The 15,056-nt window shown below is 61.8% G+C and carries 14 protein-coding genes; 6 read left to right on the top strand and 8 right to left on the bottom strand.

The annotated features are described in order from the left end of the window. The first annotated feature begins 11 nt into the window (after positions 1-11). The 3 genes from trxA (at position 12) to ASE64_RS16165 (ending at position 2,779) form a co-directional block, all read left to right on the top strand. The gene (trxA, locus tag ASE64_RS16155; RefSeq protein ID WP_055782899.1) at positions 12-338 is read left to right on the top strand and encodes a thioredoxin; all 327 of its coding nucleotides are present in this window, start codon (positions 12-14) and stop codon (positions 336-338) included. Between the two features lie 156 nt (positions 339-494). Beyond that, positions 495-1,814 (top strand): aminotransferase-like domain-containing protein, encoded by a 1,320-nt coding sequence (locus tag ASE64_RS16160; RefSeq protein ID WP_055783221.1) that lies wholly within the window; start codon positions 495-497, stop codon positions 1,812-1,814. A gap of 2 nt (positions 1,815-1,816) precedes the next feature. Beyond that, the gene (locus ASE64_RS16165; RefSeq protein ID WP_055782903.1) at positions 1,817-2,779 is read left to right on the top strand and encodes a D-alanine--D-alanine ligase family protein; all 963 of its coding nucleotides are present in this window, start codon (positions 1,817-1,819) and stop codon (positions 2,777-2,779) included. 118 nt (positions 2,780-2,897) lie between these two features. Here ASE64_RS16165 and ASE64_RS16170 read toward each other — a convergent pair whose 3' ends face one another. From ASE64_RS16170 to rpmH, 8 genes are all read right to left on the bottom strand, one after another. After that, positions 2,898-3,878: a ParB/RepB/Spo0J family partition protein gene (locus ASE64_RS16170; RefSeq protein ID WP_055782904.1), complete on the bottom strand. Its 981-nt coding sequence runs from the start codon at positions 3,876-3,878 to the stop codon at positions 2,898-2,900. Continuing rightward, positions 3,868-4,794 carry a ParA family protein gene (locus tag ASE64_RS16175; protein ID WP_055782908.1) on the bottom strand — a complete coding sequence of 309 codons (927 nt, stop codon included), beginning with the start codon at positions 4,792-4,794 and terminating at the stop codon, positions 3,868-3,870. Before ASE64_RS16175 ends, ASE64_RS16170 begins: the two co-directional genes overlap by 11 nt. 2,851 nt (positions 4,795-7,645) lie before the next feature. After that, positions 7,646-8,275, bottom strand: a complete 630-nt coding sequence (rsmG, locus tag ASE64_RS16180) for a 16S rRNA (guanine(527)-N(7))-methyltransferase RsmG (RefSeq protein WP_200920267.1) — start codon at positions 8,273-8,275, stop codon at positions 7,646-7,648. 44 nt (positions 8,276-8,319) lie between these two features. Continuing rightward, the gene (locus tag ASE64_RS16185; RefSeq protein WP_055783223.1) at positions 8,320-8,817 is read right to left on the bottom strand and encodes a Jag family protein; all 498 of its coding nucleotides are present in this window, start codon (positions 8,815-8,817) and stop codon (positions 8,320-8,322) included. Between the two features lie 86 nt (positions 8,818-8,903). Continuing rightward, entirely contained in the window at positions 8,904-9,863 is a 960-nt protein-coding gene (yidC, locus tag ASE64_RS16190; protein WP_055782914.1) for a membrane protein insertase YidC, read from the bottom strand. 5 nt (positions 9,864-9,868) lie between these two features. Then, entirely contained in the window at positions 9,869-10,210 is a 342-nt protein-coding gene (gene yidD / locus ASE64_RS17255; RefSeq protein WP_082466439.1) for a membrane protein insertion efficiency factor YidD, read from the bottom strand. Beyond that, positions 10,207-10,632: a ribonuclease P protein component gene (gene rnpA / locus ASE64_RS17260; RefSeq protein WP_326940069.1), complete on the bottom strand. Its 426-nt coding sequence runs from the start codon at positions 10,630-10,632 to the stop codon at positions 10,207-10,209. Before rnpA ends, yidD begins: the two co-directional genes overlap by 4 nt. Then, positions 10,580-10,717, bottom strand: a complete 138-nt coding sequence (gene rpmH / locus ASE64_RS16195; RefSeq protein WP_010204566.1) for a 50S ribosomal protein L34 — start codon at positions 10,715-10,717, stop codon at positions 10,580-10,582. Before rpmH ends, rnpA begins: the two co-directional genes overlap by 53 nt. A gap of 339 nt (positions 10,718-11,056) precedes the next feature. Between rpmH and dnaA the strand changes: the two genes are divergently transcribed. From dnaA to gnd, 3 genes are all read left to right on the top strand, one after another. After that, positions 11,057-12,490, top strand: coding sequence for a chromosomal replication initiator protein DnaA (dnaA, locus tag ASE64_RS16200; protein ID WP_055783226.1), 1,434 nt, complete (start codon positions 11,057-11,059; stop codon positions 12,488-12,490). 392 nt (positions 12,491-12,882) lie between these two features. Further along, complete coding sequence (gene dnaN / locus ASE64_RS16205; protein ID WP_055782917.1) at positions 12,883-14,028, top strand: DNA polymerase III subunit beta; 1,146 nt, start codon at positions 12,883-12,885, stop codon at positions 14,026-14,028. A gap of 68 nt (positions 14,029-14,096) precedes the next feature. After that, complete coding sequence (gene gnd / locus ASE64_RS16210; RefSeq protein WP_055782920.1) at positions 14,097-14,987, top strand: phosphogluconate dehydrogenase (NAD(+)-dependent, decarboxylating); 891 nt, start codon at positions 14,097-14,099, stop codon at positions 14,985-14,987. Positions 14,988-15,056 lie beyond the last annotated feature (69 nt).

Raw genomic sequence — 15,056 nt, forward strand, 5'->3', positions numbered from 1 at the left:
AAGAAGCAATCATGTCCAACGCCAAGGCAGTCACCGACGCCAGCTTCGAAGCCGATGTGCTCCAGTCCGACAAGCCGATCCTCGTCGACTTCTGGGCCGAGTGGTGTGGCCCCTGTCGCGCCGTCGGGCCGATCCTCGACCAGATCGCCGATGAGCACGGCGACAAGATCGAGGTCGTGAAGCTCAATGTCGACGACAACCCGCAGACCGCGGCGAAGTACATGATCACCTCGATTCCCGCGCTCAAGGTCTACAAGGGCGGCGAGGTCGTCAAGACCATCATCGGCGCCAAGCCGAAGGCGGCACTCGAGAAGGACCTCGCAGACTTCATCGCGTAACCCCCGTGCAACTCGTCGGGCCCCCTGCATAGCGCAGGGGGCCCGACGTCGTTAAAGGCCACCTAGATGCCCGTGGCTTGGGATGCGCCCGGCCCGGCGCCCGACACGCCCGGGGCTGGTTAGTATGGAATTTCGGTCTCGATCCAGGAAGTGCGCGTGAACGACAACACTCGAAGTGGCACAGGAAACAACCTCGACCCGTGGTACGGCAACTACGCCGCCCGCGCGGCAGGCCTGGCGGCATCCGAGGTGCGTGCACTGTTCGCCGTGGCATCCAGGCCCGAGGTCGTCTCGCTCGCGGGTGGCATGCCCTTCGTCTCCGGTCTTCCCCAAGACCTCGTGGTCGACGCGATGAATCGGGTCATGACAGACAGGGGCGCAGCCGCACTGCAGTACGGCTCGGGCCAGGGCGTTCCGGCCCTGCGCGAGCAGATCCTCGATGTCATGGCTCTGGAGGGAATCAAGGCCGGTGTCGACGACGTCGTCGTGACGACCGGGTCGCAGCACGCCCTCGAGCTCGTCAGCAAGCTGTTCCTCGACCCGGGAGACGTCGTGCTCTCCGAGGGCCCCAGCTACGTCACGGCCGTCGTCATCTTCAAGTCGTACCAGGCAGAGATCGAACACGTGCCGATGGACGAGCACGGGCTGATCCCCGACGCGCTGCGTGAGCACATCGCGGGGCTCAAGCGGGCCGGCAAGCGCATCAAGTTCCTCTACACGATCCCCACTTTCCACAATCCTGCCGGCGTCACGCTCAGCTGGGAGCGTCGAGTCGAGATCCTCGAAATCTGCCGGTCAGAGGGCATTCTCGTTCTCGAAGACAACCCCTACGGCCTGCTGTACTTCGAAGAGAAGCCACCCGCCGCCATCCGGTCGCTCGAATCAGACGGTGTCATCTACCTGGGCACCTTCTCGAAGACCCTGGCCCCCGGCTTCCGCGTGGGCTGGGCACTCGCTCCGCACGCCATTCGCGAGAAACTGATCCTCGCCAACGAGGCCGCCGTGCTCAGCCCCAGTTCCTTCAGCCAGATGATCATCAGCCAGTACCTCGACACCGCCGATTGGAAGGGCCAGATCGATCGGTTCCGCGGCATCTACAAAGAGCGCAAAGAGACCATGCTCTCGGCGCTCACCGAGTACCTGCCCGATCTGACCTGGACGAACCCCAACGGTGGTTTCTACGTCTGGCTCACCCTGCCCGACTATCTCGACTCCAAGCAGATGCTGCCCCGGGCCGTGACCGAGTTGGTCGCCTACACCCCCGGCACGGCGTTCTTTGCAGACGGACAGGGTCGCAACAACATCCGCCTCTCGTTCTGCTATCCCACGCCGGAGCAGATCAAGCTCGGCATCCGTCGCCTCACCTCTGTGATCAATGCAGAGCGTGATCTGCTCGAGTCGTTCTCCGCTACAGGCCCGCTCACCGCGATTCGACGCGACGACAACTACATAGCACCGCCGCCCAACACCAACTAGGGATGAATACCGTGACCTCTCGTACCGTCGTTGTTCTGGCCGGAGGCATCTCGCACGAGCGCGACGTCTCTCTTCGCTCGGGCCGTCGGGTGGCCGACGGCCTGCTCGATCGCGGACACACCGTGATTCTGCGCGAGCCGGATGCCACACTGCTGTCCTATCTCGAATCCAACCGACCCGACGTGGTCTGGCCTGCCCTGCACGGCGCCAGCGGAGAAGACGGCGCCCTCCGAGCTCTTCTCGATGCCCTCGACATCACCTACGTGGGATCCCAGCCGGGCTCCAGCAGGCTCGCATGGCACAAGCCCACGGCCAAGGTCATCGTCTCGCGCGCCGGATTCTCCACGCCCGAGTCCATCACCCTTCCGCGCGACACCTTCCGTGAGCTCGGCTCCGCGCAGGTGCTCGACCGCGTCGCCAGCCAGTTCGGAACCGACCTCGTGGTGAAGCCCGCTCAGGGTGGCTCAGCTCAGGGCGTCTCCATGGTCGCCGACACCGACGACCTGCGTCGCGGTGTCGTGGAGGCGTACACCTATGGAGACGTCGCCCTCATCGAACGACGCGTTTCGGGTACCGAGATCTCGGTCGGCATCATCGACACCGGCGACGGCCCCTTTGCGTTGCCCGCCGTCGAGATCGAACCGCGGCTGGGTGTCTATGGCTACGACGCACGCTACAACGCGGGGGAGACGCGCTTCTTCACCCCTGCGCGGCTGTCACCTGAGATCACCGAGTTGGCGCAGTCCACGGCACTTGAGATCCACAACATCCTCGCGCTCCGGCACATCTCGCGCGTCGACCTCATCATCGACGATGACGGGGTCGTCTGGTTCCTCGAGGCTAATGTCTTACCGGGCCTGACCGAGACTTCGCTGGTTCCCCAGGCCATCCAAGCTGCGGGACTCAACCTCGGAGAGGTGTACGAGGCGTTGGGCGAGAAGGCGATCTCAGACGCGTCTGCGTAGCAAGCAACCCGCATGTTTCACGTGAAACATGCTCCTCAGCTTTAACGACGCAACCCCGATGTTTCACGTGAAACATCGGGGTTTTGCGTATGTGGCGCTACGAGAGCCGCGATCTACGTCAGGGTCGGCCGAAGCCCTTGTCACCCAGTTCGGCGAGGATGCGGTTCAGATCGCCGATCGTCGCGAAGTCGATGACGATCTGGCCCTTGGAACGGCCGAGACTGACTTTGACGCGAGTGTCGAGGCGGTCTCCCAACCGGTCGGCGATCTCATCGAGGTGGCCGCGCTTGGTGCCGGCGACGGTCTTTGCCTTGGCCGGCTTGGGGGCGGCACTCGCCGCTGCCTCCGCCGCGCGCACCGACAGATCTTCGTTCACGATCTTGTCGGCGAGGCGGGTCATCGCCTCTGCATCGCCGGCAGAAAGCACGGCCCGGGCGTGACCAGCGCTCAGAACGCCTGCCGCCACGCGCTTCTGCACAGCAGCGGGCAGACGCAGTAGACGGATGGTGTTGGTGATCTGCGGGCGCGAGCGACCGATACGAGTGGCCAGTTCGTCTTGCGTGATGCCGAAGTCACTCAGAAGCTGCTGGTACGCCGATGCCTCTTCAAGAGGATTGAGCTCCGATCGGTGCAGGTTCTCGAGCAGAGCGTCGCGCAGCATGTTCTCGTCGGCCGTGTCTTTGACGATGGCCGGAATGCTCTCGAGGCCGACCTGCCGCGTCGCGCGAAGTCGTCGCTCACCCATAACGAGCTCGTACGTCGGCCTCTCGCCGGCCACGACAGGGAGTGGGCGCACCACAACAGGCTGGAGCACCCCGATCTCGCGGATCGACACGACCAGTTCGGCCAGGTCGTCTTCTTTGAAGACCGCACGAGGTTGCTTCGCGTTGGGCACGATGTCGGCGGGGTTCAGGTGCGCGAGTCGCGCTCCGGGAACCTCGACGAGATCTGCCTGCGGGGGAGCGGCGGCCTCGCCACGATCGGCGAAGAACACGTCGACCGGACGGACCCCGGGGCGCCCTTCGGAGTCGACGGCGTCGTTCGTCGGGATGAGCGCGCCGATTCCGCGCCCCAGGCCCGTTCTCTTCTTAGTTGCCATCGGTGGGCGCTCCTCTGTCTGCGATCTCGGCTGCGGCCTCGAAATACGAGAGAGCGCCGGGTGAATTGGGGTCGAAGCTGATCACGGTCTGACCATAGCTGGGGGCCTCCGACACCCGCACGGAGCGCGGAATGACGGCGGCAAGAGTCTGATCGGGGAAGTGGCTACGGACGTCTTCCGCCACCTGGAAGGCGAGGCGGGTACGACCGTCGTACATGGTGAGCAGAATCGTCGATACAGCGAGACTGGGATTCAGGTGACGTTCGATCAGCTGGATGTTCTTCAGAAGCTGGCTCAGACCCTCGAGCGCGTAGTACTCGCACTGGATAGGAATGAGTACTTCGTGAGCCGCGACGAACGCGTTGATGGTAAGCAGGCCGAGAGACGGCGGGCAGTCGATGAAGACGTAGTGATAGGCGTGCCCTGAGTCGAACGACTCCTGGAGGTAGGTGTCGACGCTCGTGCGCAGACGCTGCTCACGCGCGACCATGGGTACGAGTTCGATCTCGGCACCCGCCAGGTCGATCGTCGCCGGCACGCAGAACAGGGTGTCGAACTCGGGGCTTTTCTGAACGAGTTCCGCCATCGGCTCGTCTCTGACAAGTGCGTCATAGACGCTCGGAGTCTCGGCCCGGTGATCGACTCCCAATGCCGTCGACGCATTCCCCTGCGGATCGAGGTCGATGACGAGAACGCGAGCTCCGCTGCGGGCGAGGGCCGCTGCAAGGTTGACGGTCGTCGTGGTCTTGCCCACCCCGCCCTTCTGATTGGCGACGGTGAAGACTCGAGTCGTCTCTGGCAGGGGAACGACTCGGTTCGCGAAATTGCGCCGTCGATTCGATAGATCGGCAAGTTCACGAGCCAGGGGTGTCGATGCGTCGAACGACGCGTTCCCACCAATTGGTTCCGTTGACATCCACAAATCCTGACTTGCTGAGTTCCGTTGCGACCCGAAGAAACCCGAGGCCGGGGGAGGGGGTGGAAGACACCGATCCATCACTGACGTGATCGGATGTCGAAACGAAATCGTCCCTAGACCAAAGTACCCGGCGTCGCTGGAAACTCTAAGTTGAGACCGAAATCGGTCGATTCTGGTCGTATTTTCGGCCGATCTAGGTCGGTCGAAAATCGCTTAGGATCCGTTTCAGCGAACGAAAAGTCGAGCCACGCTCTTGACGAACATGTCGCAGATGCATTAGGTACCTGGTGGTCTGCTCGGCGCATGGAAATCGTGCCGCCGCTCGATTGTTTCACGTGAAACATCGTGGTCGCGGAGACCGACGATCGATGATGTGTGTGAGGCGGGCAGGGGGGAGGGGAGAGAGGCAAGTCACGTCATTGAGATGGATCTTGCGGAGTCGAACAGAACCGCACCGAACACGAGATCGGTCGGGCTGGACCGACCAATGCCAATCCCGCGAAGAGACTCATTGCATCGGCTGCTCCACAACCCAACCACAGTACGAGCATGAGCCACCCACCCTGGCATGACAACAGCAGCCCCGCTCCGTCCGCAGTCCTTGACGCTGCGCAGCCCTGGCACGATTTACGCTCCGGGCTCGAGCAAGCCGCCACGCACTCATCCATCGTGGGTTCAGACCAAGCTCCTCCACTGCCGAGCACTCACCGACGTTAGCCGCGCGTCGTCGCCCAAAACTACGGTGGAGGTCTTGAGATACGCGTGCCCAGCGTTCGTCACAGTACCTTCGTGTCTGCACCACGCGGCTCACTTATGCTCGCTAAATCCGAAGGAACCACCGACATCCACCACGCGCCTGTCGGTCGACCGTAGAACGACACGAGGAGCTCTAGACGACACGTTGACCGCGACGCCAGCTGTTGCCAGCCGACACTCCTCAGTCGAACCCGCCCTCATCGAAGACCCACCATCGATGTGAATCCACGCGCAGTGCCCTCGCTTAGAGACGAGACCTCGAGCACCACGAGACACGCGACCCCCACTGATGCCCCGGCTTCCTCCGAGATATGGCGCGAACGGGCTCTAACGAATGTCTGCGTCAAGCCAACCTGGACCCGCGATCAGCACGCCCGTGAACTTCCTCAAATACAAGCGCCGACCACCTGCGCCTGCTTCTGCCGTCGAAAGAGGAGGGACTGAACTCGAAATGTTTGATCAACCAGACAGGTGCGCTATGCACGCCCTATTTCTCGCCACGTGTCCCAATGCCCTCTTCCGAAGGCCTGACGCCCGCTGCGCTTCTCTCTCCTCATCCAGGCCTATTCATCACAACCCACCTACCAACCTCGACACGACAACAACGGCAACGACAACGACAACGATCCGCGCGCGGTGAGGGCTCACCCGCCTCACCTGACGCCGCGCTGCCCACAAGGTCGCTGCGGCGTAGTCTCATCTCGCCCCGACACCGGGCCCCTCAACACGCATCACGTGGTCAGCGAATTGCTTTCACTTGTGCCCGAGGTGCCCGACCCCCGGACTCGGCGTAGTCCGCAGCTCGCACGAAACGCGACACGGCCTGGAGAAGAAATCAGGTCGAAAGTGGCGGCAGACCAAGGGGCGACGGGATGTCAGAGATCTACATCGTGGCTTCTCTCCGATTCCATCCCGACTACGTGCGCTACATCTCAACAGGCTCGCCTCGTCCCGCTTCCGCTACTCCATACAGACACTCGCTGGCACGAGAAGGTCGAAGAGGCCGCCCGCACCAAACTGCCGCTCTCGTCGTCTCTCTTCTAACGCATTCACCCCGAGACGATTTCTTTCTGTGCTGAGGTGCGGTCCGTGAGACGGGGTCGCCAGAACTGGCGACCTGGCCGCTGCGCCCGGATATCCGGGAGTCTCGGGGGTTTTTGGCATCGAGATCGACGATGGGTCGCAGTTCTCACGACGACAGTGCTCCCGGCCGCCGAGTTCACATCCTGTCTGGCTCTCGCGACCGGAGTGACGCAGCGACGACAACCGCGAACCCGACTTCTGCATGGAACGAGCGCGCAGATCATAAGAACGAGGCCTGTCTCGAGGCGATCGCCAGCCTGTCGCACCTCGTCGATGATGGCACCCGTGGCACCACTGAGGCGTTCTACACAGCCAGCGTTCCATCAATCGGTCCAGGCCCTACTGTGACGCCTGACGCCCGCCCGCCTCACCGAGCAGGTTGCGCTCTACACGCCGACGTTACCAGCCAAGAAAGCTTCTGATTTCGACGAACTCGGGCCAGGTGCCGTAGAGAGTCGCCAGGCCCGGCCCGGGTTGTAGATCGGCGATGACCCAATAGCAGCCTCATATTCCGTAGCGGTGCCAACGTCTGAGGCCGCGCCGACGCCTGCATCGCGCGCCCACACGCCGAGACATCTCACGGTTCCCGTTGCCACAACCATAGAGGGGCTTAACATCCCATACGCCTTCGTCGCGCACACCGGCACGCACCGTGCCCGCGCTCGTGCCGCACACTCGGCTTCCCGGGCACGGGCGTCGTCTCGACCACAGCCACCGACGAAGGCACGGACATTGACACAGGCACCGGCACGGACACGGGCACGGACACGGACACGGACACGGACACGGACACGGACACTGGCATAGCCTCAGAGAGCCGCAGAAGCACGTCCCCACTCGGTGACACAATCCGGCGTTCGTAGCGCGGGGGAGTGGACGCGGCGGTGACAGATCCCCAGCGTGCCCCGGGTCTTCGCATACACAGGAGAGGGAGCTGCGCGCCTCCGGGTGCGGGTCAGCACCAGTTGCATGCGCAACTCGAATGTTTCACGTGAAACATTGCCGAGGGCTACGAAACAGTGGCCCTGATCACACGGGTCGTATCGGGCAGTACACCCTGGCCCAATTCGACGACTTCGATATCACGGAGTTTGAACCGGCGGATCTGCTTCTCAGCAGCATCGATCTCCTTTGCCGCGTTGATGCCCTTCATCAAGATGAACTCGCCACCAGGAACAACGAGAGGTGCGCACATCGGGATGAGCTTGGAGAAGGCACTCACCGCACGCGCAGTGAGCTGATCGAAACCCTCGGGCAGTCTCACATCTTCGGCTCTGTCACGAAGAACATCGACGTTGTCGAGCTTGAGAGAGCGAACCTGGTCGTTGAGCCACTTGACTCGACGCTCCATCGGCTCGATGAGCGTAAAGTGCACGTCTGGTCGGGCGATCGCCAAGACGAGACCCGGAAGCCCCGCGCCACTGCCAATGTCTCCGACGGTGCCCTCACGAAGCAGGGGAGCCACAAGAGCGCAGTTGAGTACGTGCCGGGTCCACAGCCGGGGGAGTTCCAAGGGGCCGATGAGCCCGTACTCCTCGCCGTGGGTGGCAAGCGCGTTCGTGAACTCTCGCGCGAGTTCGATGCGTTCGCCGAACAGATCGACGGCAACCGCAGGCTCGACCTCGGTGTTCTCAGGAATACTCATAGCACTGACCAGGCCCAGGCGTACGGGGGAGTGGTCGTTCAGCCGCGGCTGATGACGGTGTGCCGATCGCGGCCATCACCCTCAGAAGCCGACACCAGTCCGCGCTCGGCGACGATGTCGTGAACGAGTTTGCGTTCGTACGACGACATGGCTGGCAGTGCTGCAGATTCTTCACCGGCGTCGAGACGAGCAACGGCGGAATCGACGAGACGACCGAGTTCGGCCTGGCGCGCCTCGCGACTGCCACCTACATCGAGAATCAACCGGCTGAAGGCACCGGTCTTCGTCTGAACGGCGAGACGGGTGAGCTCCTGAAGCGCGTTCACCGTGTCGGGCTTGGACAGAACACGGATGTTGCTGTCGCCAGACGCATTGACCGAGATGTAGGCGCGGCCACCACGGGTGTCGATGTCGATGTCTCCATCGAGATCGCAGATGTCGAGCAGTTCCTCGATGTAATCGGCCGCGATGTCACCCTCGTCGTCGAGGTTCGCCTCGGGTGTCGAGTCGCTCGTCTCAGCGGGGTCGGTACCCACGGCAGACTCGTCGACGGTGATTGCGTCATCGAATGCCTCGACGTTGTCGTCGGTCGACACGCCCGCGGTCTCGGTTGTCACGTCACTCACTTGGATCCACCCTGCTTCTTGGCTCGGTTCTTGCCGACGGGCTGCTGACGCTGCGTCGACTTCGGTACTTCGTCTGCGACGGGCTCGTCACTCAGAGGACCGTCCTTGATGACCAGTTTTCCTCGCTTGGCGAGACGGGCTTCGCGCGCGGCGGCCGCCTCACTGCCCGGTGTGGGCATGTTGCGAATGACGAGGAACTGCTGTCCCATCGTCCAGAAGTTCGAGGTCAACCAGTAGAACATCACACCGAGGGGGAAGGCGACACCGGAGAAGATGAACACGACCGGGAGGATGTAGAGCAGGATGCGCTGCTGCTTGAACATCGGGCTGTTCTTGGCCTCGGGCGACTGGTTCTTCGACATGATCTGCAGCTGCGTGATGAACTGCGATGCGGTCATCAGCGCGATCATGGTCACAGCGAAGACGATGACGAGGAAGCTGCCCTCGTTGTTGGCGAGAGTCGCCTTCAGGGGAGCGCCGAAGAGATCGGACTCACCGAACGACTTGGCCAGCGTCTCGTTGAGCAGACCGACTCCTCCGCCGGCCTTCTCGTGCTGCGCATCATTCAGAACGGAGAACAGCGAGAAGAAAATGGGCATCTGCAGAAGCAGAGGAAGACACGAACTCAGCGGATTCGTTCCGGTGCGCTTGTATAGTTCCATCGTCTCGCGAGACATGGCCTCGCGAGAGAACTGGTCTTTCTTGCCCTTGTACTTGTCTTGGATCTTCTTGAGCTGCGGGGCGACTTCGAGCATCTTGCGCTGGCTCTTGATCTGCTTGACGAAGATCGGAATAAGAGCGGCGCGGATCACCAGCACGAGTCCCACGATCGACAACACCCAGGTGAGGCCATCGTCGGGGTTGAGTCCCACCCACGTCCAGACGTAGTGGAATGCGACCAGAATGAGTTCGACGACCCATTTGATCGGCCAAAGTATGGTGCCGAGGAGATCCAAAGCGACTAGCCCTTTCCGTGGCTACGTGGAACAACGAATCCGAACGGCGTCAGCGCGTATCGGGGGTTTTTGGCCGGCTTCACATCGTCGATACCGCCGGCTGCCCACGGGTGACAGCGTGCGATGCGCAGGATGCCCAGGCCGACTCCCACAGACAGCCCGCGGTGCTGGATTGCCTGGAGGGTGTACGACGAACACGACGGGTAGTACCGGCACACGTCACCATAAAGAGGAGAGATGACCGCCCGGTAACCGCGGAGCAGAAGTACTGCAGCATTGCGTGGGACCAGGAATACGCTGATCAGAACGTATTTCCAAGATATAGAGGAGACAGGAACCGTCGTCATACGAGTGCGGATCCCTTCCGAAGCGATGCGGCCAACTCTTCGCAGAGTACGCCGTAAGGCTGGGATGCGGCTCCCGGTAGAGCACGCACCACCACATCGGTTCCCGGTTTCACCCGATCGAGCATCGTGTAGCTCGCCGCCTTGAGTCGTCGACGCACTCGATTTCTGACCACTGCGACGCCGACTGACTTGGCGACGATGAATCCGAATCGGGGCGCGGCGGGCGCAGTTGGCTCGTTTTTGGGTGCGCGAAGGTACGTCACGGCGTTAGGGGACACAAAACGCGTTCCCCGCCGGACCACGCCGCGATAATCATCGGCGGTCGTGATCCGGTTGGCGTGAGCCAACACAGCGAAACGAGCTCGGCTGCTACGCGGAGAGCTCGGTGCGACCCTTGCGGCGACGTGCGCCGAGGATGGCACGGCCTGCGCGGGTACGCATGCGCAGACGGAAGCCGTGCACCTTGGCGCGGCGACGGTTGTTCGGCTGGAAAGTTCTCTTGCTCATGGTGTGTTCTCCGTGGCCCGGACCTCATCGCGTGTGCACGACAGGGAACCGGGAAAGTAAATGCGGGCCGATTGGCCACAAGTCAACTGATTAAACCTACGACCTCGGATGCCAATGGTCAAACTTCCTGGGCACAGAGACAGCTATTATCCACAGACTGTGGAAACTGCCTGTGCATGACACGCGTAGAGTCAATACAGTGAGCTTGCCCCGCTGCATGCCAGCAACTAGCTTAGTTATCCAGTTCGCTGACGCTCGGGCACACTCAACACTTCGGCTCGATTCGCCTAGTTTTCCACAGGCAGAATCGATTTTTTTCATATGTTCGACGGGAGTTCCATGGCGGAGGATGACACCTCGACGGAGGGCCAATGGCGCTCCGTCCTTCAGGCACTGTCCCGTGACGAGCGAATCACTCCGCAACTCCGAGGCTTCTTGGGCCTGGTGGTGCCGAAGGGCATCATGGCCGGTTCGTTCTACCTCGAGGTACCCAACGACTTCACCCGGGACATGCTCGAGCTGAGGGTGCGTCCGTCACTCCTCGCGGCAATAGGCCAGCTCGACTCCGGACTGTCCGTTACGAACTTCTCCGTGGTCGTCAACCCGGAGATCAGCGGGAGCGAGATGGCCGGCCAGGCCGAGGCATCCGAACCGGTCTACATCGAAACGCCGACTGTTCACACGGCCCCGACCCCAGCCCAGGAGACCGTCGGCCCCCCGCGCAACAACGACACACGCCTGAACCCCAAATACAGCTTCGACAATTTCGTCATCGGCGGATCGAACCGTTTCGCCCACGCGGCCGCGGTGGCCGTGGCCGAGGCGCCGGCCAAGGCCTACAACCCGCTCTTCATCTACGGAGACTCCGGACTCGGCAAGACCCACCTCCTGCACGCCATCGGTCACTATGCGATGAGCCTGTACCCCGGCGTTCGGGTTCGCTATGTGTCGAGCGAAGAATTCACGAACGACTTCATCAACTCCATCGCCAACAACAGGGGCGCGGCCTTCCATTCGCGGTACCGCGACATCGATCTGCTTCTGATCGACGACATCCAGTTCCTGCAGGGCAAGGCAGAGACGCAGGAAGCGTTCTTCCACACGTTCAATACACTGCACGACCACAACAAGCAGGTCGTCATCACATCCGACCTGCCGCCTAAGGCCCTGACAGGCTTCGAAGACCGGATGCGTACCCGGTTCGAGTGGGGGCTCATCACCGATGTGCAGACTCCCGACCTCGAGACGCGCATCGCGATCCTCAGAAAAAAGGCCCAGAGCGAGAAGCTGCGCGTGCCCGACGACATCCTCGAGTACATGGCCACCAAGGTGTCGTCGAATGTGCGCGAGCTCGAAGGAACACTGATCAGGGTCACCGCCTTCGCGAGCCTCAACAGGACGCCGGTCGACATGCAGCTCGTGCAGACCGTGCTCAAAGACCTCATCACGCTCGATGAAGACAACATCATCGCGCCCGTCGACATCATCAATCACACTGCCGACTACTTCAAGCTCTCGGTCGACGACCTCTACGGCTCCTCTCGTTCCCAGGCGATCGCAACAGCCCGACAGATCGCCATGTACCTGTGCCGAGAGATGACGAGCCTGTCTCTGCCCAAGATCGGTCAACTCTTCGGCGGGCGCGACCACACGACGGTCATGTATGCGAACAACAAGATCGGCAAGCTCATGACCGAGAAGCGGTCGATCTACAACCAGGTCACCGAGATCAGCAACCGCATCAAGCACAATCAGCGTTACAAGGACGTCTGACCCGCCTCGACAGCGTCCATCCCCACAGGACTTTCCACAGCTTGTGCAGAAGCTGTGGATAAGAGGCTTAAAGATGTGAGTCGATCGGTTCGAGCTGTGGACTCGTTCATATCGCGTTCTTCGGCCGGTCGAGTTGTGGATGCACTCCGCACACGATTTCTACATGTCACACCGTTGTAGTTCCCTACGGAAAACTGCAATCCACAGAAGTTATCCACATATCCACAGCGGTTAAGACCATTAACGTTAATTTCACTTAATTAAGCCCCCGACAACCTTTTCGATCGGGCGGCCCCTGAATGACAAGAACGTCTCGACGTTCCCACCACCCGCTAGCATTGAGGCCAATCAGCAACCCATCTCAACTGGCCGATCTCGTATGGAGTGCCTTCGTGAAGTTCCAAGCCAACAGAGACGTCTTCAGCGAAGCCGTCTCCTTCGCCGTCAAGCTGTTGCCTCAGCGAACCACTCTCCCGATCCTCTCCGGAATCCTCATCAAGGCCGATGAAGACGGCCTGACTCTGTCGTCCTTCGACTACGAGGTCTCGGCCCAGACGCAGATCGCCGCAGATGTCGAAGAACCGGGCACGGTACTCGTATCGGGTCGCCTGCTGTCAGATATCGCGAACAAGCTGCCGAACGCACCGGTGCGATTCGCCTCAGAAGATTCCCGCATCACCGTCTCGAGCGGATCGGCCAAGTTCACGCTGCTGAGCATGCCCGTCGAGGAATATCCGAGCCTTCCGCAGATCGGCGAAGAATCAGGCATCTTGCCCGCCGACAAATTCGCTGCCGCCGTGGCTCAGGTGGCTGTCGCCGCATCCCGAGACGATGTGACTCCCGTGATCACCGGTGTCCAACTCGAGGTGTCCGAGAACACGCTGTCGCTGGTGGCGACCGACCGCTACCGCGTCGCTGTGCGCAACATCGATTGGGATTCGGGAGACTCCGGTCTCTCCACGGCGAGTGCACTCGTGCCGGCGAAGACTCTGCAAGAGGTCGGAAAGACCTTCGGCAACGCCGGCACCATCTCGGTCTCGATCACGAACACCGACGATCGAGAGCTCATCGCCTTCCGAGCCGACAAGAAGACCGTCACATCGCTGCTGATCAAGGGCAACTTCCCTCCAGTCAAGCGACTCTTCCCCGAGACCGTCGACAACTACGCGGTCATCAACACCGCAGAGCTGATCGAGTCGACTCGTCGAGTCAGCCTCGTTCTCGAGCGCGAGGCCGCGCTCCGCTTCACCTTCACCATCGACGGTGTCACCCTCGAAGCCATCGGCTCCGAGCAGGCCCAGGCATCCGAATCGATCGACGCGCTTCTCACCGGCTCCGACACCGTCGTCTCGCTGAAACCACAGTTCCTGCTTGATGGTCTGAGTGCCGTGCACTCGGAATACGTTCGGATCTCGTTCACCAAGACCGACAATCCCAACAAGCCGGGCCCCGTGCTCATCACGAGCCAGTCGTCTAAAGACCAGCCCGGCACAGACGACTACAAATACCTGCTGCAGCCGAACCTGTTGCTGCGGTAATTCACCGGATGCCGGCGGCCGGGATCCCGGACGCCCTCACCCACGTCTTTCGTCAAGGAGATTCTGTAATGCACATTGGACTCGTCGGTCTCGGCAAGATGGGCAACAACATGCGTGCGCGCCTGCGCAACGCGGGTCACGAGGTGACGGGGTACGACAACAACCCCGCCGTATCCGACGTGGCCGACCTCGCGGCTCTCGCTGCGGCGCTCCCGAGCCCCCGCGTCGTCTGGGTCATGGTTCCCGCCGGAAAGATCACCGACTCGGTCATCACCGAGCTCGGAACGGTCCTCTCTGACGGCGACCTGGTCATCGACGGAGGAAACTCCCGCTTCACCGAGGACTTCAAGCACGCCGCAGAACTCGAGCCCAAGGGCATCGGCTATGTCGACGCTGGCGTTTCCGGTGGTATCTGGGGCCTGGAGAACGGCTACGGACTGATGGTCGGTGGCACCAAGGCCAACATCGAGATGCTGATGCCGATCTTCGACGCCCTTCGTCCCGAAGGACCTCGCGAAGAGGGCTTTGTCCACGTCGGCGAGGTCGGCGCGGGTCACTACGCCAAGATGGTGCACAACGGCATCGAGTACGCCCTGATGCAGGCGTATGCCGAGGGCTACGAGCTCCTCGACACCCGCAAGGACATCATCAAAGACGTCACGGGAACCTTCAAGGCATGGCAGCGCGGAACGGTCGTGCGCTCCTGGCTTCTCGAGCTCCTCGTTCAGGCGCTGGAGCAGGACCCCGAATTCGAGAACATCGAGGGCTACGTCGAGGACTCCGGAGAGGGTCGCTGGACCATCGAAGAAGCCATCTCCAACGCGGTGCCCGTTCCCACGATCTCGGCGTCGATCTTCGCGCGCTTCGTGTCGCGTCAAGAGGACTCGCCTTCGATGAAGGCCGTCGCGGCGCTGCGCAACCAGTTCGGCGGCCACGCGGTCAAGAAGGCCGAAGACTAGGAGTCTCTCGTTCCCTGAGCTTGTCGAAGGGCACCTTCGGCAAGCTCAGGGAACGACAGCAGTAAGACA

The organism is Agreia sp. Leaf210, from assembly GCF_001421485.1.
In the GTDB taxonomy this organism is placed as follows: domain Bacteria; phylum Actinomycetota; class Actinomycetes; order Actinomycetales; family Microbacteriaceae; genus Agreia.